The sequence below is a fragment of the Azoarcus sp. DN11 genome, from assembly GCF_003628555.1.
GTDB lineage: Bacteria > Pseudomonadota > Gammaproteobacteria > Burkholderiales > Rhodocyclaceae > Aromatoleum.
Window position 1 is genome coordinate 1,096,169 of the sequence record NZ_CP021731.1, and the last position, 20,009, is coordinate 1,116,177.

Annotated in this window: 17 protein-coding genes; 9 read left to right on the forward strand and 8 right to left on the reverse strand. The window is 69.2% G+C overall.

Annotated features, from left to right (window positions below; translation table 11 throughout):
- The first annotated feature begins 61 nt into the window (after positions 1-61).
- The 4 genes from hemA (at position 62) to grxD (ending at position 3,808) form a co-directional block, all read left to right on the forward strand.
- The gene (gene hemA, locus CDA09_RS04935) at positions 62-1,315 is read left to right on the forward strand and encodes a glutamyl-tRNA reductase (RefSeq protein WP_121427598.1); all 1,254 of its coding nucleotides are present in this window, start codon (positions 62-64) and stop codon (positions 1,313-1,315) included.
- Positions 1,316-1,374: 59 nt separating this feature from the next.
- Positions 1,375-2,454: a peptide chain release factor 1 gene (prfA, locus tag CDA09_RS04940; RefSeq protein WP_121427599.1), complete on the forward strand. Its 1,080-nt coding sequence runs from the start codon at positions 1,375-1,377 to the stop codon at positions 2,452-2,454.
- 87 nt (positions 2,455-2,541) lie between these two features.
- A complete protein-coding gene (prmC, locus tag CDA09_RS04945) occupies positions 2,542-3,399 on the forward strand; it encodes a peptide chain release factor N(5)-glutamine methyltransferase (RefSeq protein WP_121430738.1) in 858 nt (285 codons plus the stop codon).
- Positions 3,400-3,487: 88 nt separating this feature from the next.
- Positions 3,488-3,808 carry a Grx4 family monothiol glutaredoxin gene (gene grxD / locus CDA09_RS04950; RefSeq protein WP_121427600.1) on the forward strand — a complete coding sequence of 107 codons (321 nt, stop codon included), beginning with the start codon at positions 3,488-3,490 and terminating at the stop codon, positions 3,806-3,808.
- A gap of 119 nt (positions 3,809-3,927) precedes the next feature.
- Here grxD and CDA09_RS04955 read toward each other — a convergent pair whose 3' ends face one another.
- The gene (locus CDA09_RS04955) at positions 3,928-5,208 is read right to left on the reverse strand and encodes a serine/threonine-protein kinase (protein ID WP_121427601.1); all 1,281 of its coding nucleotides are present in this window, start codon (positions 5,206-5,208) and stop codon (positions 3,928-3,930) included.
- Between the two features lie 13 nt (positions 5,209-5,221).
- Positions 5,222-6,640 carry an argininosuccinate lyase gene (gene argH / locus CDA09_RS04960; protein ID WP_121427602.1) on the reverse strand — a complete coding sequence of 473 codons (1,419 nt, stop codon included), beginning with the start codon at positions 6,638-6,640 and terminating at the stop codon, positions 5,222-5,224.
- 173 nt (positions 6,641-6,813) lie between these two features.
- Here argH and CDA09_RS04965 point away from each other — a divergent pair, with 173 nt between their 5' ends.
- On the forward strand, positions 6,814-7,575 hold the full coding sequence (locus CDA09_RS04965; protein WP_121427603.1) for a LytR/AlgR family response regulator transcription factor: 762 nt from the start codon (positions 6,814-6,816) through the stop codon (positions 7,573-7,575).
- Positions 7,576-7,587: 12 nt separating this feature from the next.
- Here CDA09_RS04965 and ppc read toward each other — a convergent pair whose 3' ends face one another.
- Positions 7,588-10,335: a phosphoenolpyruvate carboxylase gene (ppc, locus tag CDA09_RS04970; protein ID WP_121427604.1), complete on the reverse strand. Its 2,748-nt coding sequence runs from the start codon at positions 10,333-10,335 to the stop codon at positions 7,588-7,590.
- 177 nt (positions 10,336-10,512) lie between these two features.
- Between ppc and hemC the strand changes: the two genes are divergently transcribed.
- Genes hemC through CDA09_RS04990 form a run of 4 tightly spaced genes read left to right on the forward strand, consistent with a single transcriptional unit; the run spans position 10,513 to position 14,710 of the window.
- Positions 10,513-11,460, forward strand: coding sequence for a hydroxymethylbilane synthase (gene hemC / locus CDA09_RS04975; RefSeq protein ID WP_121427605.1), 948 nt, complete (start codon positions 10,513-10,515; stop codon positions 11,458-11,460).
- 22 nt (positions 11,461-11,482) lie between these two features.
- The gene (locus CDA09_RS04980; RefSeq protein ID WP_121430739.1) at positions 11,483-12,280 is read left to right on the forward strand and encodes a uroporphyrinogen-III synthase; all 798 of its coding nucleotides are present in this window, start codon (positions 11,483-11,485) and stop codon (positions 12,278-12,280) included.
- Positions 12,277-13,521 (forward strand): uroporphyrinogen-III C-methyltransferase, encoded by a 1,245-nt coding sequence (locus tag CDA09_RS04985; RefSeq protein WP_121427606.1) that lies wholly within the window; start codon positions 12,277-12,279, stop codon positions 13,519-13,521. Before CDA09_RS04980 ends, CDA09_RS04985 begins: the two co-directional genes overlap by 4 nt.
- A 10-nt stretch (positions 13,522-13,531) precedes the next feature.
- Complete coding sequence (locus CDA09_RS04990) at positions 13,532-14,710, forward strand: heme biosynthesis HemY N-terminal domain-containing protein (RefSeq protein ID WP_121427607.1); 1,179 nt, start codon at positions 13,532-13,534, stop codon at positions 14,708-14,710.
- Positions 14,711-14,788: 78 nt separating this feature from the next.
- Here the strand turns inward: CDA09_RS04990 and hemF are convergent, their stop codons facing one another.
- The 5 genes from hemF to dusB form a co-directional block, all read right to left on the reverse strand.
- Positions 14,789-15,718, reverse strand: a complete 930-nt coding sequence (gene hemF, locus CDA09_RS04995) for an oxygen-dependent coproporphyrinogen oxidase (RefSeq protein WP_121427608.1) — start codon at positions 15,716-15,718, stop codon at positions 14,789-14,791.
- 10 nt (positions 15,719-15,728) lie between these two features.
- On the reverse strand, positions 15,729-17,018 hold the full coding sequence (purD, locus tag CDA09_RS05000; protein WP_121427609.1) for a phosphoribosylamine--glycine ligase: 1,290 nt from the start codon (positions 17,016-17,018) through the stop codon (positions 15,729-15,731).
- A 20-nt stretch (positions 17,019-17,038) separates the two neighbouring features.
- On the reverse strand, positions 17,039-18,640 hold the full coding sequence (gene purH / locus CDA09_RS05005; RefSeq protein WP_121427610.1) for a bifunctional phosphoribosylaminoimidazolecarboxamide formyltransferase/IMP cyclohydrolase: 1,602 nt from the start codon (positions 18,638-18,640) through the stop codon (positions 17,039-17,041).
- A gap of 71 nt (positions 18,641-18,711) precedes the next feature.
- Positions 18,712-18,948: a helix-turn-helix domain-containing protein gene (locus CDA09_RS05010; protein ID WP_018988172.1), complete on the reverse strand. Its 237-nt coding sequence runs from the start codon at positions 18,946-18,948 to the stop codon at positions 18,712-18,714.
- On the reverse strand, positions 18,945-19,967 hold the full coding sequence (gene dusB, locus CDA09_RS05015; RefSeq protein ID WP_121427611.1) for a tRNA dihydrouridine synthase DusB: 1,023 nt from the start codon (positions 19,965-19,967) through the stop codon (positions 18,945-18,947). Before dusB ends, CDA09_RS05010 begins: the two co-directional genes overlap by 4 nt.
- Positions 19,968-20,009: the final 42 nt, after the last annotated feature.

Sequence of the window (20,009 nt, forward strand, 5' to 3'; positions counted from 1 at the left end):
ATAGGGTCGATTCCTGCGGTGCTATAATCCGCGAGATCAAGCCTCCCATTTGCGATCGCGCATGCAACTTTATGCTCTTGGTCTGAATCATCACACCGCACCGCTCAATATCCGGGAGCGTGTGGCGTTTCAGCCCGAACGGCTGGATGATGCCCTGCACGATCTGACGAATGCGCGCACGGTGCGCGAGGCCGCCATCCTGTCGACCTGCAACCGCACCGAGCTGTATTTCGCCACCGAGCAGCCGCAACACGCCGCCGACTGGTTGGCGCGCTTCCATCAGGTTTCCTTGAAGGATGTGTCGCCCTACCTCTACACCTATCCGCAGCGCGACGCCATCCGACACGTGTTCCGCGTCGCCAGCGGCCTCGACTCGATGGTGATCGGCGAGCCGCAGATCCTCGGTCAGGTCAAGGACGCGGCGCGGCGGGCGGAAGAGGCGGGGACCATGGGGACCCTGCTGCACAAGCTGTTCCAGAACACCTTCGCGGTGGCCAAGGAGGTGCGTTCGACGACGGCGATCGGCGCCAACATCGTGTCGATGGCCGCCGCCGCCGTGCATCTGTCGGAACGCATCTTCGAGCGCATTTCGGACCAGCGCGTGCTGTTCATCGGCGCCGGCGAGATGATCGAGCTGTGCGCGGCGCATTTCGCGGGCGCCACGCCGAAGGAGATGGTCGTCGCGAACCGCACCGAGGCCCGCGCCCAGGTCGTGGCGAGCCGCTTCGGCGCCAGCGTGATGCGCCTCGACGGGATCGGCGACGTGTTGCCGCAATTCGACATCGTGGTGTCCTGTACGGCCGCGCCGCTGCCCATCGTCGGCCTCGGCATGGTCGAGCGCGCGATCAAGGCCCGCCGGCACAAGCCGATGGTGATGGTGGACCTCGCCGTGCCGCGGGACATCGAGCCCGAGGTCGCCGAACTCGACGATGTCTTCCTGTACACCGTCGATGACCTCGCGCAGGTCGTCGACGCTGGGCTCGAGTCGCGCCAGCAGGCCGTGCTCGAGGCCGAGGAGATCATCAATACGCGCGTGGATGGTTTCCTGCACTGGATGCAGGCGCGCGATGCCGTGCCGACGATCAAGGCGCTGCGCCAGCACGCGGAGATGTTGCGGACCGTGGAAGTCGAGCGCGCCAGCAGGCTGCTCGCGAAAGGCGAGGATCCGCAGAAGGTGCTCGACGCGCTGAGCCATGGCCTGATCAACAAGCTGATGCACGGGCCGACCCGATTCCTGAACCAGTCCGACGGCGAGCAGCAGGTCGACGTGGCGCGGCTGGTGCAGCAACTCTTCAATCTCAACGCGCACGACTAGGCGCGTCGGCGCCGGCTGTCGGCGCGACGCCCGTCCTTGCGTTCTCCGGTCATTTCCCGATGAAGCAGAGCATCCGCGAAAAGCTCGATTTCCTGAGCAGTCGACTCGTCGAACTGGATCGCGAGCTCGCGTCCGAGGATGCGGCGCGCGACATGGATGCCTTCCGCGCGCTGGGGCGCGAGCGTGCCGAGATCGAGCCCGTGGTGGCCCTGTACGAGGCGTGGCGCCAGACGGAGAGCGATGCCGCCAGCGCGCGCGAGATGCTCGTCGATGCGGAGATGCGCGAACTGGCCGAGCTGGAGCTCGCGGCGTGCGCGGAACGCAGCGGCGCGCTGGAGGACGAACTGCAGTGTGCGCTGCTGCCGCGCGACCCCGACGACGAGCGCAACCTGTTCCTCGAAGTGCGCGCCGGCACCGGCGGCGACGAGGCGGCGCTGTTCGCGGGTGACCTGCTGCGCATGTACACGCGCTACGCCGAGCGGCAGCGCTGGAAGGTCGAGATCGTGTCGGCCAGCGAATCCGATCTCGGCGGCTACAAGGAAGTGATCGCGCGCGTCGTCGGCAGCGGCGCATACTCCCGGCTCAAGTTCGAATCCGGCGGGCACCGCGTGCAGCGGGTGCCGGCGACCGAGACGCAGGGGCGCATCCATACGTCGGCCTGCACGGTCGCCGTGATGCCTGAGGCGGACGAGCTGGAGGCGGTGAACATCAATCCGGCCGACCTGCGCATCGACACCTTCCGCGCGAGCGGGGCGGGCGGCCAGCACATCAACAAAACCGACTCGGCCGTGCGCATCACGCACCTGCCCACCGGCATCGTCGTGGAGTGCCAGGACGACCGCTCGCAGCACCGCAACAAGGCGCAGGCGATGTCGGTACTGGTCGCGCGCATCCACGACGTGCAGCTGCGCGAGCAGCAGGCGCGTGAGGCCGCCACGCGCAAGAGCCTCGTCGGCAGCGGCGACCGCTCGGAGCGCATCCGCACCTACAATTTCCCGCAGGGGCGCATCACCGACCATCGCATCAATCTCACCCTGTACAAGCTGGACGCGGTGATGGACGGGGAGCTCGACGACCTGATCGCCGCGCTCACGGCCGAACACCAGGCCGAGCAGCTGGCGGCGCTCGCGGGTGAATGACGTGAGCGCGCCTGCGCGAAGCCTATGCTCGTCCGGGCCGCGTTGCGCAGGGATGGCCCGGCTGCGGACATCGGGCCGGGTGTGGCGATGACGGAGACGCCGGAATTTGCACCGGACATTGCCGGAGCGCTGAACTGGGCGCGTGCGCGCATCGCGGTTATCGATGCGCGCATCCTGCTGCGCCACGTGCTGCAATGTTCGGCGGCCCGCCTCGCGGCCTACCCCGAAGCGCAGCTCGAGGAGCGTGAGTGGGGCGAATTCCGCAGCCTCGTCGAGCGCCGCGAGGCCGGGGAGCCGGTGGCCTACCTGATCGGCGAGCGCGAATTCTACGGCCGCTCGTTCATGGTCGGGCCCGCGGTGCTGATTCCGCGCCCGGACACCGAGCTCCTGATCGAGCTGGCGCTCGCGCATTTCGGCGACAAGCCGAGGACGCGGGTGCTCGACCTGGGCACGGGCAGCGGTGCGCTGGCGGTGACGCTGGCGCTCGAGCTGGCCGATGCGGACGTGACCGCGGTGGACCGTTCGCGCGAGGCCCTGCTGGTCGCGATGGCCAACGCCGCACGTCTCAAGGCGAGCGTGTCCTTCGTGCTCGGCGACTGGTTCTCGCAGCTCGGCGGCGACCGCTACCAGCTGATCGTCGCGAACCCCCCATACGTCGCGGCGGACGACCTGCACCTGAGCGAGGGCGACGTGCGCTTCGAACCGGGGACCGCGCTGGCCGCGGGGCCGCAGGGGCTGGACGACCTCGCGGCGATCGCCGCCGAGGCGCCGCGCCATCTCGAAGCGGGCGGCTGGCTCTTCATGGAGCACGGCTACGACCAGGCGGCGGCGGTGCGCGGCCTGCTGACCGATGCGGGGTTCTCGTCGATCGCGTCGTGGAAGGATCTCGGCGGGATCGAACGGGTGTCGGGCGGCCAGTGGCAGGGACGCGGCGAACCGCGCTGAATGCAAGTGGGCGGCAGGGCTATTGACGCGAGGGATGGCAGTCCCTAGAATTTTCCGAGTTAATTACTCAACTTTTGGAACGCGCAACATGGATATCCAGAACGTCATCCGCGAACAGGTCACCGGCAACCCGGTCGTGCTGTACATGAAGGGCACGCCCCAGTTCCCGATGTGCGGTTTCTCCGCCACCGCGGTGCAGATCCTGAAGAACCTGGGCGTCACCAACCTGTACTCGGTGAACGTGCTGGAGAACGAGGAGATCCGCAGCGGCATCAAGGAATTCGCCAACTGGCCGACGATTCCGCAGCTCTACGTCAACGGCGAGTTCGTCGGCGGCTGTGACATCATGCGCGAGATGTACGAGAACGGCGAGCTGAAGACGATGCTCGCCGAAGCCGGCGTCAAGTAATCCCCCGTCCGCGCGGCGCCTGGCCGCGCAGGAACCGGTATCAGGCCCGCCCGTCGACGGCGGGCTTGTCTTTTTTTGGGCCGCGCCACGTGCGCGCGGCGCCTGCCGCCGGGCCGGTTTCAGACGCCCGCGAGGCGCGAATTGGCGAGCGACAGGCGGCTCGCCAGGACCTCGAGGAATCCCTGATAGAAGTGCATGCGGGTCGCGTCGGAGGCCCGGTGCAGCGCCTGCGCGTCGATGCGGATCGTTTCGAGCGCCGTGGTCGCCTCGACCGAGGCCGAACGCACCGAGCCGCCGGCGGCGAACAGGGACATTTCGCCGAAGCATTCCCCTTCGCCGAGGAGGTTGAGCAGCCGGCCGCGTTTCCTGACACGTGCCTCGCCCGTGGCGAGGAAACAGAAGTGGTCACCCGGCTCCCCTTCCCGGATGACGACCGTGCCCGGTTGCACCCGGCTCCAGTGCGCCAGGCCGATCACTTCCCACAGCTCCACGTCGCTGAAGTTGCGGAAGAAGGTGAGGCGGCGCAGGGTCTGGAACTTTTCCGCGTCGGGGATGGGCGAGTGGATCGAAGCGGCGGCGCGATTGCGGAAGGCGCACGCGAGATCATGTGCGAAGTCCGGCCAGTCGCGGTAGCGACGATCGAGATCCCGGTCGATCGCGCGCCGGACGATGGCGTCCAGCGTGTCGGGGATGTCGGGCCGGAGCGACGCGGGAGCGGGCGCCTCGTCGTGCGCGATGCTGTACAGCAGGCTGAACTGGTTGTCGGCTTCGAAGGGCAGGCGGCCGGTGAGCAACTGATACATGACGACCCCGAGCGAATAGATGTCCGTCTGCTGATCCAGCGGCAGCTGGCGCACCTGCTGCGGCGACATGTATGACGGCGAACCGACCGAGGCGATCTGCGTCGCATCGCTGCCGGCGTCGAAGGCGGAGCCGAAGTCGGAAATCTTGATGTCCTGGCCGTCGCGGTCGGTCAGCAGGATGTTGGCCGGCTTGATGTCGCGATGGGTGATCCCGCGGCGAAAGGCGTAGTCGAGCGCCCGGGTGCATTTGAAGATGATTTCGATCAGGCGATCGAAGGGGAGCAGTGCCTCGGGCGTGCAGAAATCGGCGAGTGTGCCGCCGCCGACGTACTCCATGACGATCCAGGCATCCTCGTCGTCGACGTGCGCATCGAAGGTGCCGACGATGTGCGGGTGGACAAGCTTGCCGGCGAGCGCCGCCTCGTTCATCAGCAGGTGGCGGTAAACATGTCCGCGCCGCGGATCGCGCAGGATCTCGGGGTGGATGCGCTTGATCGCGACCTCGCGGCCGGCGAAGGGATCCCACGCGAGATGAACGGAGCTGGTGGCGCCCGCACCGAGCGGGCGCCTGATTTCGTATTTGCCGATCCGTTCCATCGGCAACCGGGCGTCAGGCCAGCGTGCTGCGCGCCCGCGCGATCGCCGCGCGGACCTGCTCGGGGGCCGTGCCGCCGACGTGCTTGCGCGAGGCGAGCGAGCCTTCGACGGTGAGCACGCCGAAGACGTCGTCCTTCACGCGTTCGGCCGCGCCTGGCACATGCGCCATCGCGGCGCGCAGCTCGTCGAGCGAGAACTGCGGCAGGTCGCAGCCCTTCACGTCGGCGGCGCGCACGGCGAGCGCGACCGCTTCGTGCGCGTCGCGGAAGGGCAGGCCGTTCTTGACCAGGTAGTCGGCGAGGTCGGTCGCGGTGGCGTAGCCCTGCTTGAGTGCGTCGCGCATCGCGTCGGCCTTCACGCGGATGCCGGTGATCATGTCGGCGTAGATGCGCAGCGTGTCGATCACCGTGTCGGCGGTGTCGAACAAGGGCTCCTTGTCTTCCTGGTTGTCCTTGTTGTACGCGAGCGGCTGGCCTTTCATCAGCGTCAGCAGCGCGATCAGGCTGCCGTTCACGCGGCCGGTCTTGCCGCGCACGAGCTCGGGGACGTCCGGGTTCTTCTTCTGCGGCATGATCGAGCTGCCGGTGCAGAAGCGGTCGGCGAGGTCGATGAAGCCCACGCGCGGGCTCATCCACATGATCAGCTCCTCGGAGAAGCGCGACAGGTGGGTCATCAGCAGCGCCGAAGCCGCGCAGAACTCGATCGCGAAGTCGCGGTCGCTGACGGCGTCGAGCGAGTTGTAGCAGACCTCGTCGAAGCCGAGCTCCCGGGCGACGAACTCGCGGTCGATCGGGTAGCTCGTGCCGGCGAGCGCGGCGGCGCCGAGCGGCAGGCGGTTCACGCGGCGGCGCGCGTCGGCGAAGCGTTCGGCGTCGCGGCGGCTCATCTCGTAGTAGGCCATCAGGTGATGGCCGAAGGTCACCGGCTGGGCGACCTGCAGGTGCGTGAAGCCGGGCATCGCCGTCGCGGCGTTGGCTTCGGCGACGTCGAGCAGGTTCTTCTGGAAGTCGCCGATCAGCGCGAGGATCTGGTCGATCGCGTCGCGCAGCCACAGGCGGATGTCGGTCGCGACCTGGTCGTTGCGGCTGCGGCCGGTGTGGAGACGCTTGCCGGCGTCGCCGACGAGCGCGGTGAGGCGCTTTTCGATGTTGAGATGCACGTCCTCGTCGTCGAGGTTCCACGCGAACTCGCCGCGTTCGATCTCGCCCGCGATCTGCGCCATGCCGCGCTCGATGTCGGCGAGGTCCTGCGCGCCGATGATGCCCTGGCGCGCGAGCATCTTCGCGTGTGCGAGCGAACCGCGGATGTCCTGGCGCGCCATGCGCTGGTCGAAGAACACCGAGGCGGTGTAGCGTTTCACGAGATCCGAGACCGGCTCGGTGAAGCGGCCCGACCAGGCCTTGGCCGGCTGCGAGGAGGTGGTGTCTGTCATAATGTCCGTCAGTGGTGTGGCGCGGCCGGATGCGGCCCTTGGGTGGCGAGGTACCCGGCGACGGGATCTCCCCGCGCAAACAGGCCAAAAGTATAAAGCAAAAGCCCCGCTCGCCTTTCCCGCCGGATCGCGGGGTGCAGGCAGGGCGCGCGGCGGCGGGGAGGGCGAACGAGATGTCGGTACAGGCTCTGCGGGTGTTGATCGTCGATGACGAGGCGCCGGCCCGGGCGCGCCTGCGCGATCTGCTGGCCGACGTCGCGCCGGATCAGCCGACCCTGCTGGTGGGCGTGGCGGCAAACGGCATCGAGGCGCTGCGCCTGATCGAGCAGGAGCCGGCGGACGTCGTGCTCGCGGACATCCGCATGCCGGTGATGGATGGCGTCGAACTGGCGCGCCACCTCGGCCGCCTCGAGAACCCGCCGGTAGTGATCTTCACCACGGCCTACGACGGCTATGCCGTGCAGGCCTTCGAGCTTTCCGCCGTCGACTACCTGCTCAAGCCCGTCAGGCCGCAGCGCCTCGCGGACGCACTGGCCAAGGCGCGGCGCCGCCTGCCGCTGCCGGACGCTGCGCTGGCGGCGATCGCGCCGGGCGTGCGCCAGCATTTCAGCGTCAACGAGCGCGGCCGCATCCTGCTCGTGCCGGTGGCGGACGTGCTGTGCCTGCGCGCCGAACTGAAGTACGTGACAGCGCGCACGGCCGAGCGTGAATACCTGCTCGACGAATCGCTGGTGCAACTGGAGCAGGAGTTCGCGGCCCGCTTCCTGCGCATCCACCGCAACTGCCTCGTCGCGCGCGCCGCGGTTGTCGGCGTCGAGCGTGCGGGCGAGCAGGAGGGCGAGCCGCACTGGGACATCCTGCTCGCCGGGCTGCCCGAAGGCCTGCCGGTGAGCCGCCGGCAGTGGCCAGCGGTGAAGCAGATACTCGGGATTTGAGCGGCGCTGCCCTCAGCCGCTGTTGCGCAGCCCCGCGGCGACGCCGTTGATCGAGAGGTGGATGCCCAGGCGCACGCGCGCGTCGTCGTGGCCTTCGCGGTGGCGGCGGAGCAGCTCGACCTGGACGTGGTTGAGCGGGTCGAGGTAGGGGAAGCGGTTGCGGATCGAGCGCTTGAGCAGCGGGTTGCCGTCCAGCAGTTCCGCCTGGCCGGTGATTGCGAGCAGGGCGTCGACGGTGTCCTGCCACTCGGCGCGGATGCGGCCGAAGATCGTGTCGCGCAGCGCCGGATCCTTGACGAGGCCGGCGTAGCGCGACGCGATCGCGAGGTCGGATTTCGCCATCACCATGTCCATGTTCGACAGCAGCGTCGCGAAGAACGACCACTCCTTGTGCATCGCCTGCAGCCGCGCGAGGCCGTCGTCCGGGTGCGCCGCGCGCCACGCCTTCACCGCCGCGCCGAAGCCGAACCAGCCGGGCAGCATCAGGCGGCACTGCGACCAGCTGAACACCCAGGGAATCGCGCGCAGATCCTCGATGCGCGTGCCCTTCTTGCGCGACGCGGGGCGCGAGCCGATGTTGAGTTCGGCGATCTCCGAGATCACCGTCGATTCCCAGAAGTAGCGCTCGAAGCCTTCCGTTTCATACACGAGGCCGCGATAGGCCGCGAACGCCGCGTCGGACAGCGCCTGCATGGTGTCGAGGAACTCGGCGCGCGGCGCCGGGGCGCGGTCGGCGAGGAGGCTCGCTTCGAGGGTCGCGGCGACGAGCACTTCGAGGTTGCGCCGGCCGACTTCCGGGTTGTTGTACTTCGCGGCGATGACTTCGCCCTGTTCGGTGAGGCGGATGCGGCCCTGCACGGCGCCGCCGGGCTGCGCGAGGATGGCCTGGTAGCTCGGGCCGCCGCCGCGCCCGACCGAGCCGCCGCGACCGTGGAAGAGGCGCAGGTGCACGCCGTGCCGGGCGAACACGTCGACGAGTCCGATCTCGGCCTTGTACAGCGCCCAGCCGGAGGTCAGGAAGCCGCCGTCCTTGTTGCTGTCGGAGTAGCCCAGCATGATCTCCTGCATCCGGCCGCGCGACTCCAGCAGGCTCATGTAGGCCGGCAGCGCGAACAGGCGGTCCATCACCGCCGGCGCGTTGGCGAGATCCTCGATCGTCTCGAACAGCGGAATGATGTTCACGTCGAGCGCCTGCTCGTGCGGCCGCAGGAGGCCCGCTTCCTTGAGCAGCAGTGCGAGTTCGAGCAGGTCGGAGACGTCGTCGGTCTTCGAGATGATGCAGTTGGTGATCGCTTCCTTGCCGAAACGCAGGTGCGCGCTTCGCGCGGCGCGGAAGATCGCCAGCTCGCCTTCCGTCTCGTCCGAGTAGCGCACGTGCGGCGAGGCCAAGAGGCGCGGCGTGGCCAGTTCGGCGATGAGCACCTCGCAGCGTCCGGCCTCGTCCAGCGCGCGGTAGTCGCTGCCGGGCTGGGCGGTCGCGAGGAGTTCGGCGACGACGCGCTCATGCACGTCCGAGTTCTGGCGCAGGTCGATCGGCGCAAGGTGGAAGCCGAACACGCGCACCGCGCGCCGCAGCAGGCGCAGGCGTCCGCGCGCGAGAGCGGCTGAGCCGTTGGCGACGAGCGAGCGGTGGAGGATGTCGAGATCTTCCGCGAGTTCGTGCGCGCTTGCGTAGGGCGCCGCCGGGCCGACCGGCGCGCGCGCCGGCTCGCCGCCGAGCAGCGTGCGGTGGGTGGCCGCGAGGCGTGCGTAGATGCCGGAGATCGCACGGCGGTAAGGCTCGTCCTTGCGGTGCGGCGATTTGTCGGGGGATTGCTCGGTGAGGGCGAGCAGGGCGTCGGAGGCGCTCACGAGCCCGGTCGCGAGCGACAGGCGCGCGCCGAGCGTGTGCAGTTCGGCCAGATAGAAGCCGAGCGCCGCGCTCGCCTGCATCGTCAGCGCGCGTTCCAGCACCTCGGCGGTGACGAAGGGGTTGCCGTCGCGATCGCCCCCGATCCAGCTGCCGACGCGCAGGAAGGCGGGCAGTTCCAGCGCGCCCAGCGCCGGATCGCGCTTGGCGAGCTGGTCCTCGAGGCTGGCGTAGAGGCGCGGCACTTCGCGCAGGAAAGTCGCGTCGAAGTAGGAGAGGCCGTTGGCCACCTCATCCACCACCGACAGCCTGGCCGGGCGCAGCATGCGCGTCTGCCACAGGATCAGCACCGCGCGGCGCAGGGCTTCGTCGCTGTGTTCGCGCTCCTCGGGCGTGAGCATCATGCGGTCGCGCCGGTCGAGCAGTCGCGCGATGTCAGTCTCGCAGTTGAGGATGCTCTTGCGCTGCACTTCGGTCGGGTGGGCCGTGAGCACCGGTGAGATCGACGCGGTATCGAAGAACGCGGCCAGTTCGGACGCCTCGTGGCCGCTGGCGAAGGCGCGGGCGAGCGCATGGGCGAGGCTGCCTTCGCGCGGTGCCGAGCCCGCGATCAGGTGGGCGCGGCTGCGGCGGATGTGGTGCTGGTCCTCGGCGATGTTGGCGAGGTGGGAGAAGTAGCTGAACGCGCGGGCGACCTGGATCGTCTGTTCGCGCGACAGGGCGTCGAGGATGCCTTCGAGTTCCTGGCGCGCGGCGCGGTCGTCGTCGCGGCGAAAGCGCACGGAAGTCTGGCGGATGCGTTCGACGAGGCCGAACACGGCGTCGCCCTGCTGGTCGCGCACGGTGTCGCCGAGCACGCGGCCCAGCAGTCGGATGTCTTCGCGCAGCGGTGCGTCCTTGTCCTGATTCATGGTCCTTCCGGGCGGTTCGGGGCTATGGGTTGGAATGGGGGGCGGGGGGTGTATACAGGCGCCCATGCTAGAATGCCGGTTTGCTGCGGCGCCATTGGCGCGAACCCTGATGCTGCGGCGCGGAAATGTGCCGCCCCGTTCAGGATCCTAATCCATCTGCCGACGAGTCTGTTTACCGTGAGCGCAACTTCCGCCGATTTCACCCCGCCCGAACGCATCGTCATCGCCACCCGCGAAAGCCGGCTCGCGCTGTGGCAGGCCGAACACGTCAAGGCTCGCCTCGAGGCGCTGTACCCGGGCTGCCGCGTCGAACTGCTGGGCATGACCACCCGGGGCGACCAGATCCTCGACCGCCCGCTCGCGAAGGTCGGTGGCAAGGGGCTGTTCGTCAAGGAGCTCGAGGCCGCGCTGCTCGAAGGGCGGGCCGACATCGCGGTGCATTCGATGAAGGACGTGCCGATGCAACTCGCGGAACCCTTCGCGCTGCCCTGCATTTCCGAGCGCGAAGTGCCGCTCGACGCCTTCGTGTCGCCGCGCTACGCGAGCCTCGACGAGCTGCCGCCGGGCGCCGTCGTCGGCACGTCCTCGCTGCGCCGCGAATCGCAGCTGCACGCGATGTATCCGATGCTCGCGGTGACCAGTCTGCGCGGCAACCTCGACACGCGCCTGCGCAAGCTCGACGAGGGCCAGTACGACGCGATCATCCTCGCCGCGGCCGGCCTGAAGCGCCTCGGCCTGGCGGACCGCATCCGCAGCGAACTGCCGTCGGCGGTGTCGCTGCCGGCGGCGGGACAGGGCGCGCTGGGCATCGAATGCCTCGCGAGCCGCAAGGACGTCGCCGCCTGGCTCGCGCCGCTCAACGACGCCGACACCTCGGCCTGCGTGCGCGCCGAGCGCGCCGTGTCGCGTGCGCTGGCGGGCAGCTGCGAAGTGCCGCTGGGCGCCTACGCCGAAATCCGTGCGGGCAAGCTGTGGCTGCGCGGTTTCGTCGCGCTGCCCGACGGCAGCCGCATCGTGCGTGCCGAGCTCGAAGGCGATCCGGCGGACTGCGAAACGCTGGGCCTGGCGCTGGCGGCCGACCTGCGCGGGCAGGGGGCCGAGGAAATCCTCGCCCAGATCGGCTGAGTTCGCTGCGACGGTGCCGGCGATGAGCGCGGCCACGCTGTCCGGGCGCCACATCGTGGTGACCCGTCCGTCCGGGCAGGCCGACAGCCTGTGCGAGGCGATCGAGGCGCGCGGCGGGAACGCCCTGCGCTACCCGGTGCTGGCGATCGGCGAGCCCGCCGACAAGCGGGCCCTTGACGGGATCGCCGCGCGGCTGGACGGATTCGACCTCGCCTTCTTCGTCAGTCCGAACGCCGTCAGCCACGCCCTGGCCCCCCTCCTCGCGCAGCGCACGTGGCCGGCCGGCCTGCGTGTCGCCACGGTCGGCAAGGGCAGTGAGCGGGCGCTGGCGGCCTACGGCTTCAAGGACGTGATCGCGCCGCAGGGCGGATTCGACAGCGAGGCGGTGCTTGCCTTGCCCGAGTTCCAGGCGGACGCCATTGCCGGCAGACGGGTGGTGATTTTCCGCGGCGACGGCGGGCGCGACCTGCTCGGCGAAACCCTGCGCGAACGCGGTGCCGCAGTCGAATACGTCACCTGCTACCGCCGCTATTGTCCCGCGATCGACCCCGCGCCCCTGCTGGCGCTGGCGGCGGAGGGGCGCCTCGATGCGATCACGCTGACGAGCAGCGAAGGCGTCGGCAACCTGCGCGTCATGGTCGGCGACGCCGGCTGGCCGGTGCTGCGGAAAGTCGCCGTCTTTGCCCCGCATCCGCGCATCGTTGCGCATGCGCGCGCGGCGGGCTTCGAGTTCGTCCTCGAGACGCCGCCGGGTGACGACGGCCTGATCGGCGCGCTCGAGTCTCATTTTCGGCACGCCTCGGTTACACTCAGGTCATGAACCAAGAACAACCAGCGCTTACTCCCTCCAGCACGTCCGAAACTGCCGCCGCGCCGAATCGTGAAGCGGCGGAACGTTCGCCCGTTCCTGCCGCCGCGCGTTCCGGCTCGCGCGGCGGTCTTGCCTCGACCGTCTCCGTGATCGCCCTCGTCGCGACCGGCGTGCTCGGCTGGTACGTCCATGACATGCGCGGCAGCGTCGCGACCGTGCGCGAGGAAGTCGCCCAGCGGCTCTCCGCCGGCGAGGCGGCTGCGGCGGAGTACCGCGCGCTGGGCCGCCAGCAGCAGGAGGTGATCGCCGCGCTGCAGGGCAAGCTCGGCGCACTCGAAGCCCAGGTGGCGGCCACCGAGGGCCAGGCCGCGGCGCTCGAAACCCTGTACCAGCAGTTTTCGCGCACGCGCGAGGATCGCGTCATCGCGGAGACCGAGAACGCCGTCGCGATGGCGACGCAGCAATTGCAGCTTGCAGGCAATGCCGAGGCTGCGCTGATTGCGCTGCAGGGCGCCGAGGCGCGTCTCGCCGCCCAGGATGCGGGCCAGCTGCTGCCGCTGCGCCGGGCCCTGGCGCGCGACATCGAACAATTGAAGGCGGCGCCGCAGGTGGATGTGCCAGGGATCGCGCTGCGCCTCGAAGGCCTGCTCGAGCATGCGGATGCGCTGCCGCTCGCCTTCGCGGGCGAGCTTGCCGAAAAACCGGCCGTGGAGCGTGGCGATGGTGCAGCGCCGGCCGCGGCCGCGCCGTCGCCGATGGATTTCGTCAAGCGCGTGGCGCACGAGGTGTGGCACGAGATCCTCGCGCTGGTGCGCATCGAGCGTCTCGACCAGCCCGAGCCGGTGCTGCTCGCGCCGGCACAGAGCACCTACCTGCGCGAGAACCTGAAGATCCGCCTGCTGACGGCCCGGCTGGCGCTCCTCGCGCGCGACGGGCGCACCTTCGCGGCCGATCTTGCGCAGGCGCAGGAATGGGTCGAACGCTACTTCGACAAGCGTGACACCAGGGTGCAGGAGACCTTGTCCGAACTGGCCACCCTCGCGGCGACCCCGGTCAAGGTCGCGCAGCCGGCACCGACCGAGAGCATCGCGGCGCTCCGGATGCTCCAGGCGCGCGCAGGTGAGGCGGGCCGGAGCGCGGCGGCCCTTGCCGTGCCGCCGGCGCCCGCAACGGCACCCGCCTCGGCTTCGGTCCCGGCGCCTGCGAAGGGCGGCGCCACGACTCGTCAGCCAGCCAACGGCGCGCGTTGAGGAGCGGATCATGCGTGCATTGATCTGGCTCATCGGAATCTTCGCGCTCGCGGCCGGCGTGGCGATGCTCGCGAACGTCAACAACGGTTACGTGCTCGTCGTGCTGCCGCCCTGGCGCATCCAGCTTTCGCTCAACCTGCTGATCGTCGGACTGGTCGTGGCCTTTTTCTGTGCCTACGCGATGCTGCGGATGATCCGGCGGACCATGGAGCTGCCCGGACGGGTCATCCAGTACCGCGAGCGGCGGCGCAGGGAGAAGGCCGGCCGCGCCCTGCGCGACGGGATGCGCGCGTTGTTCGAAGGACGGTTCGCGCAGTCGCTGAAATTGGCCGGAGCGGCCTTTTCGGATACCGACAACCGCTCGATGGCTGCCCTGGTCGCCGCGCGGGCCGCGCATGCGATGCGCGACGACACGCGCTATCGCATCTGGCTCGGCAAGGCTGCCGAGCAGGAAGGCGAGTCGCGCGTCGCGCGGCTGATGACCGAAGCGGAACTGGCAGTCGAGGGGCGCCGCTTCGAGGAAGCGGCCGAGCGGCTGGAGCATCTCCGCGTCGCGGGGCACCGCCACATCGCGGTCCTGCGCCTGTCGCTGCGCGTGGCCTCGGCGCTCGCACGCTGGGACGAGGTGCTGCGCACGGGGCGCCAGCTGTACAAGCACAAGGCCATGTCCGAAGAGCAGATGCGTTCCGTGCTGCGGCGCGCGCATCTGGAGCGGATGCGGGAACTCGCCGGCGATGCGGAAGGGCTGGCCGCGTACTGGAAGGGAATCCCCGCGGATGAGTTGAGCGATCGGCGCATGGTTGAACGGGCCGTGCCTTACCTCGCAGCGACCGGCCAGGGGGCGCTCGCGCGCAAGACGCTCGAACGCCTGCTCGACGCGGAATGGGACAGCGGCCTCGCGCGGCTGTACGGCAGCTGCTGCGAGGGGGACGCGGTCGATTGCCTCGCCCGCGGCGAAAAATGGCTGAGGATGCATCCCAAGGATGCCGGCCTGCTGTACGCGTTGGGCCGCCTGTGTGCGAACGCGCAGTTGTGGGGCAAGGCGCAGAGCTACCTCGAGGCGTCCCTGAATCTCGCTCCCTCCGTCGAGACCCACCTGGCGCTCGCGCGGCTGTTCGAGAGTCGTCTGGATCGTCCGGGCGAAGCGCAGGAGCACTACCGCGCGGCGGCGGAGCGATCCACCGCCTGAAAATGCGAGGGTTGCCCGCGAGGGCTGCCCTCGTTCAGCCCGAACGGCCCGCGGTGGCCGGGCCGATGGCGATTGCGCTCAGCACCAGTCGCGTGGCCTGAGGAATTCCTCGTAGAGCCTGGCCTCGGGGGTGCCTGCCTCGGGCTGCCAGTCGTAGCGCCACTTGACGATGGGCGGCAGCGACATCAGGATGGATTCGGTACGCCCGCCCGACTGCAGGCCGAACAGCGTGCCGCGGTCGAACACCAGGTTGAACTCGACGTAACGGCCGCGCCGGTAGGCCTGGAAGTCGCGCTCGCGCTCGCCGTAGGCCATATTCTTCCTGCGTTCGAGGATCGGCAGGTAGGCCGGCACGAAAGCGTCGCCGACGCTCTTCACCAGCCCGAAAGCGGCATCGAAGTCGATCTTGCCGTCGGCGCCGAGGTCGTCGAAGAACAGGCCGCCGACGCCGCGTGCCTCGTTGCGGTGCTTGAGGAAGAAGTAGCGGTCACACCATTCCTTGAGGCGCCGGTATTCCGCCTCGCCGCCGAAGGGCAGCACCGCGGCCTTGCAGCTGCGGTGGAAGTGGCGCACATCGTCTTCGAACGGATAGTAGGGCGTGAGGTCCATGCCGCCGCCGAACCACCAGATCGGTGCGGCAGCGGGCTCGTTCTCCGGCGGCAGCGCGATGAAGAAGCGCACGTTCATGTGCGCGGTGGGGCAGTAGGGGTTGCGCGGGTGCAGCACCAGCGACACGCCCATCGCCTCGAAGGAGCGGCCGGCGAGCTCGGGCCGGTGGGCCGTCGCCGAAGCCGGCATGCCGGCGCCCATCACATGCGAGAAGTTCACGCCGCCACGCTCGAAGAAGCGCCCGTCCTCGATGACACGGGTGATGCCCCCGCCGCCGCCCGGGCGGTCCCACGCGTCGGTGCGGAAGGCTTCGCCGTCCAAGGCTTCCAGCGCCGCGACGATGCCTTGTTGCAGGCCGAGGAGGTAGTCCTTGACGGCGGAACGATCGGGTGCGCTCATCGGGGCAGCCTCAGTTCTTGCGGGCGACGGCCCGATGGCCGATGTCGCGGCGGAACTGGCGGCCGTCGAAGACGATCGCGTCGGCGACATCGTAGGCGCGCTTCTGCGCGCTGCGCACGTTGTCGCCGAGGGCCGTGACGCACAGTACGCGGCCGCCGGCGGTGACGATCTGGCCGTCATGCTCGCCGGTGCCAGCATGGAACACGTGCACGTCCTCGTCGTCGGTCGTCGGCAGGCCGGTGATGGCGTCGCCCTTGCGCGGCGATTCAGGGTAGCCCGCGGCCGCGAGCACGACGCCGAGCGCGACGCGGCGGTCCCATTCGGCCTCGGCCGCGTCGAGTTTGCCGCCGATCGCGGCTTCGATCAGATCGGAGAGGTCGGTCTTGAGACGCATCATGATCGGCTGCGTCTCGGGGTCGCCCATGCGGCAGTTGAACTCCACGACGCGCGGCTGGCCAGCGTCGTCGATCATCAAGCCGGCATAGAGGAAGCCGGTGTAGGGCAGGCCGTCGGCCGCCATGCCGGCGAGCGTCGGGCCGATGATCTCGCGCATCACGCGCGCGTGCACTTCCGGCGTGACGACCGGGGCGGGCGAGTAGGCGCCCATGCCGCCGGTGTTGGGGCCTTCGTCGTTGTCCTTGAGGCGCTTGTGGTCCTGGCTGGTCGCGAGGGCCAGTGCGTGCCTGCCGTCGGCGAGCACGATGAAGCTCGCTTCCTCGCCGGCCATGAATTCCTCGATCACGACGCGTGCGCCTGCCTCACCGTAGCTCACGCCCATGCGGTTGTCGGTGAGCATCATGTCGATCGCGGCGTGCGCCTCGTCGAGCGTCATCGCGACGACGACGCCCTTGCCCGCGGCGAGCCCGTCGGCCTTGATGACGATCGGGGCGCCCTCGGCATTCACGTAGTCGTGCGCCGCCGCCGCGTCCGAGAAGGTCTGGTACTTCGCCGTCGGGATGTTGTGGCGGATCAGGAAGCGTTTGGCGAAATCCTTGGAGCTCTCGAGCTGGGCCGCGGCCTTCGTCGGGCCGAAGATCGGCAGGCCGGCGGCACGGAAGGCGTCGACGACGCCGGCCGCGAGCGGCGCCTCCGGGCCGACGACGGTGAACTGCACCTGCTCGCGCTGTGCCAGTTCGACGAGTTCGGGAATCGCCGTGACGGCGACGTTCTCGAGCAGCGGCTCGCGTGCCGTGCCCGGGTTGCCCGGCGCGACCAGGACGCGGGTCACCTTGGGCGACTGCGCGAGTTTCCAGGCCAGCGCGTGTTCGCGGCCGCCGGAACCGATGACGAGAACTTTCATGCTGTTACCTGCGCTGCGGATCAGTGGCGGAAGTGGCGGAAGCCGGTGAACACCATCGCGATGCCCTGCTCGTCGGCGGCGGCGATCACTTCGGCGTCGCGCATCGAGCCGCCGGGCTGGATCACCGCGGTCGCGCCGGCCTGGGCGAGGACGTCGAGGCCGTCGCGGAACGGGAAGAAGGCGTCGGAGGCGACGACGGTACCCTTGATCTGGAGGCCGGCGTTCTCGGCCTTGATCGCGGCGATGCGGGCGGAGTCGACGCGGCTCATCTGGCCCGCGCCGACGCCGACGGTCATGCCGTCGCGGCAGTACACGATGGCGTTCGACTTGACGTACTTGGCGACGCGCCAGGCGAAGAGGAGGTCGCCCAGTTCCTGTTCGGTCGGGGCGCGCTTGGTGACGACCTTGAGGTCGGCCGCCTGGATGCGGGCTTCGTCCGCGCTCTGCACCAGCAGGCCGCCGCCGACGCGCTTGTAATCGAGCGCGCCCGCGGGCTTGCCGAGCGGGCCGGGGATTACGCAACTGAGCACGCGCACGTTCTGCTTCGCGGTGAGGAGCGCCAGCGCATCGGCGGTGTAGGCGGGGGCGATCAGCACTTCGAGGAACTGCGCAGAGACCGCTTCGGCCGCGGCGCGGTCGACTTCGCAGTTGAAAGCGATGATGCCGCCGAAGGCCGAGGTCGGGTCGGTCGAGAAGGCCTTGCGGTAGGCGGCGACCGGCGATTCGGCGACCGCGACGCCGCAGGGGTTGGCGTGCTTGACGATGACGCAGGCGGGCGTTGCGCCCTCGAAGGCCTTCACGCATTCCCACGCGGCGTCGGCGTCGGCGATGTTGTTGTACGAGAGTTCCTTGCCCTGCAGCTGTTTGTACGACGCGATCGAACCTTCGGGAGCGTTCGGTTCGCGATAGAAGGCGGCGCTCTGGTGCGGGTTCTCGCCGTAGCGCAGGTCCTGCACCTTGTCGAAGGCGACCTGGTAGCGCTCGGGGTAGGCTTTCTTCGCCACCTCGCCCTTGTCGCCGAAAACCAGCGCGGTGAGGTGGTTGGAGATTGCGCCGTCGTAACGGGCGGTGTGGGTGAAGGCCTTCACCGCGAGGGCGAAGCGCGTCTTGTAGCTCAGTTCGCCGCCGTTCGCTTTCAGTTCGCCGATGATCGCCGCGTAGTCCTCGGGATCGGTCACGATGCCGACGCCGCCCTGCTCGTCGCCGTGGTTCTTCGCCGCCGCGCGCACCATGGTGGGGCCGCCGATGTCGATGTTCTCGATCGCGTCCTCGAGCGTGCAGCCGGGCTTGGCGATGGTCTGCGCGAAGGGGTAGAGGTTCACGACGACGAGGTCGATGCGCGTGATGCCGTGTGCGGCGATCGTCTCCATGTGCTCGGGCAGGTCGCGGCGCGCGAGGATGCCGCCGTGCACGGTCGGGTGCAGGGTCTTGACGCGGCCGTCGAGCATTTCCGGGAAGCCGGTGTGCTCGGATACGTCGGTGACGGGCAGGCCGGCGTCGCGCAGCATCGAGGCGGTGCCGCCGGTCGACAGGATCTTCACGCCGAGGCCGTGCAGGGCCTGGGCGAATTCGAGGACGCCGTGCTTGTCGGAGACGCTGATCAGGGCTTGGGAGACTTTCATCGTTCGGATCGCTGGAAGGTGTCGGAAAGGCCCGGCGCGCCGCCGCAATGCGCCGCGCCGGGGGAGTTCGGTTACAGCAGTTCGTATTCGGTGAGCTTGCGCCGCAGCGTGTTGCGGTTGATGCCGAGCATCTCCGCGGCGACCGTCTGGTTGCCGTTGGCCTGGCGCAGGACGAACTCGAGCATCGGGCGCTCGACGTTGCGGATCACCATCTCGTAGATCGCGGCGGGCTTTTCGCCGTCGAGGTCACGGAAATACTGGTCGAGGGTGCGGTGCACGGAATCGGCAATCTCGTTGGGGCGGCTCATGCGGCAAGCTCCTGCGGGAGTTCTTCTTCATAGCGCAGGCGGGTGTCCTGCTGGGCCAGCTGGCCGAAAAAATCCTCGACGGCCGCCATCTGCGAGGGGACGTCGGGGAGCTGGTTCATCGCGCGGCGGAAGGCCGCCGATCCGACCAGGCCCTTCGTGTACCAGGAGATGTGCTTGCGGGCGACCTTGACGCCGGTGTCTTCGCCGTAGAAGGCGTACAGGTCGGCCAGGTGCTCGCGGCACACCTGGAGGATCTCGCTGACGAGTGGCGGTGGCATCAGCTCGCCGGTCGCGAGGTAGTGTTCGGTCTCGCGGAAGATCCACGGCCGGCCCTGCGCGGCGCGGCCGATCATGACGCCGTCGGCGCCGGTGTAGTCGAGCACGTGCTTCGCCTTCTCGGGCGAGGTGATGTCGCCGTTGGCGATGACCGGGATCTTCACCAGGGTCTTCACGTGCGCGATCGTGTCGTATTCCGCCTCGCCCATGTACTGGTCGGCGCGCGTGCGGCCATGGATCGCGATCGCGCGGATGCCGGCTTCCTCGGCGATGCGCGCGACGGTCGGGGCGTTGCGGTGCTGGCGGTTCCAGCCGGTGCGGAACTTCAGCGTGACCGGGGTGCCGGGCACGGCGGCGACGACGGCTTCGAGGATGCGCGCGACGAGCGGTTCGTCCTGCATCAGCGCGGAGCCGGCCATCACGTTGCACACCTTCTTGGCCGGGCAGCCCATGTTGATGTCGATGATCTGCGCGCCGTTGTCGGCGTTGTAGCGCGCGGCATCGGCCATCATCTGCGGGTCGGCGCCGGCGATCTGCACCGAGATCGGATCGACCTCGCCTTCGTGGTCCGCCCGCCGGCGCGTCTTCGCGCTGCCATAGAGCAGCGAGTTCGACGTGACCATCTCGCTCACCGCGACGCCCGCGCCGAGCTTCTTGCACAGCTGGCGGAAGGGGCGGTCGGTGACGCCGGCCATGGGGGCGACGAAGAGGTTGTTGCGCAGGGTGAAACCGGCGTACTGCATGGGCGGGGGTGCGAAGCGGGGGAAAGTCCGGGATTTTACCCC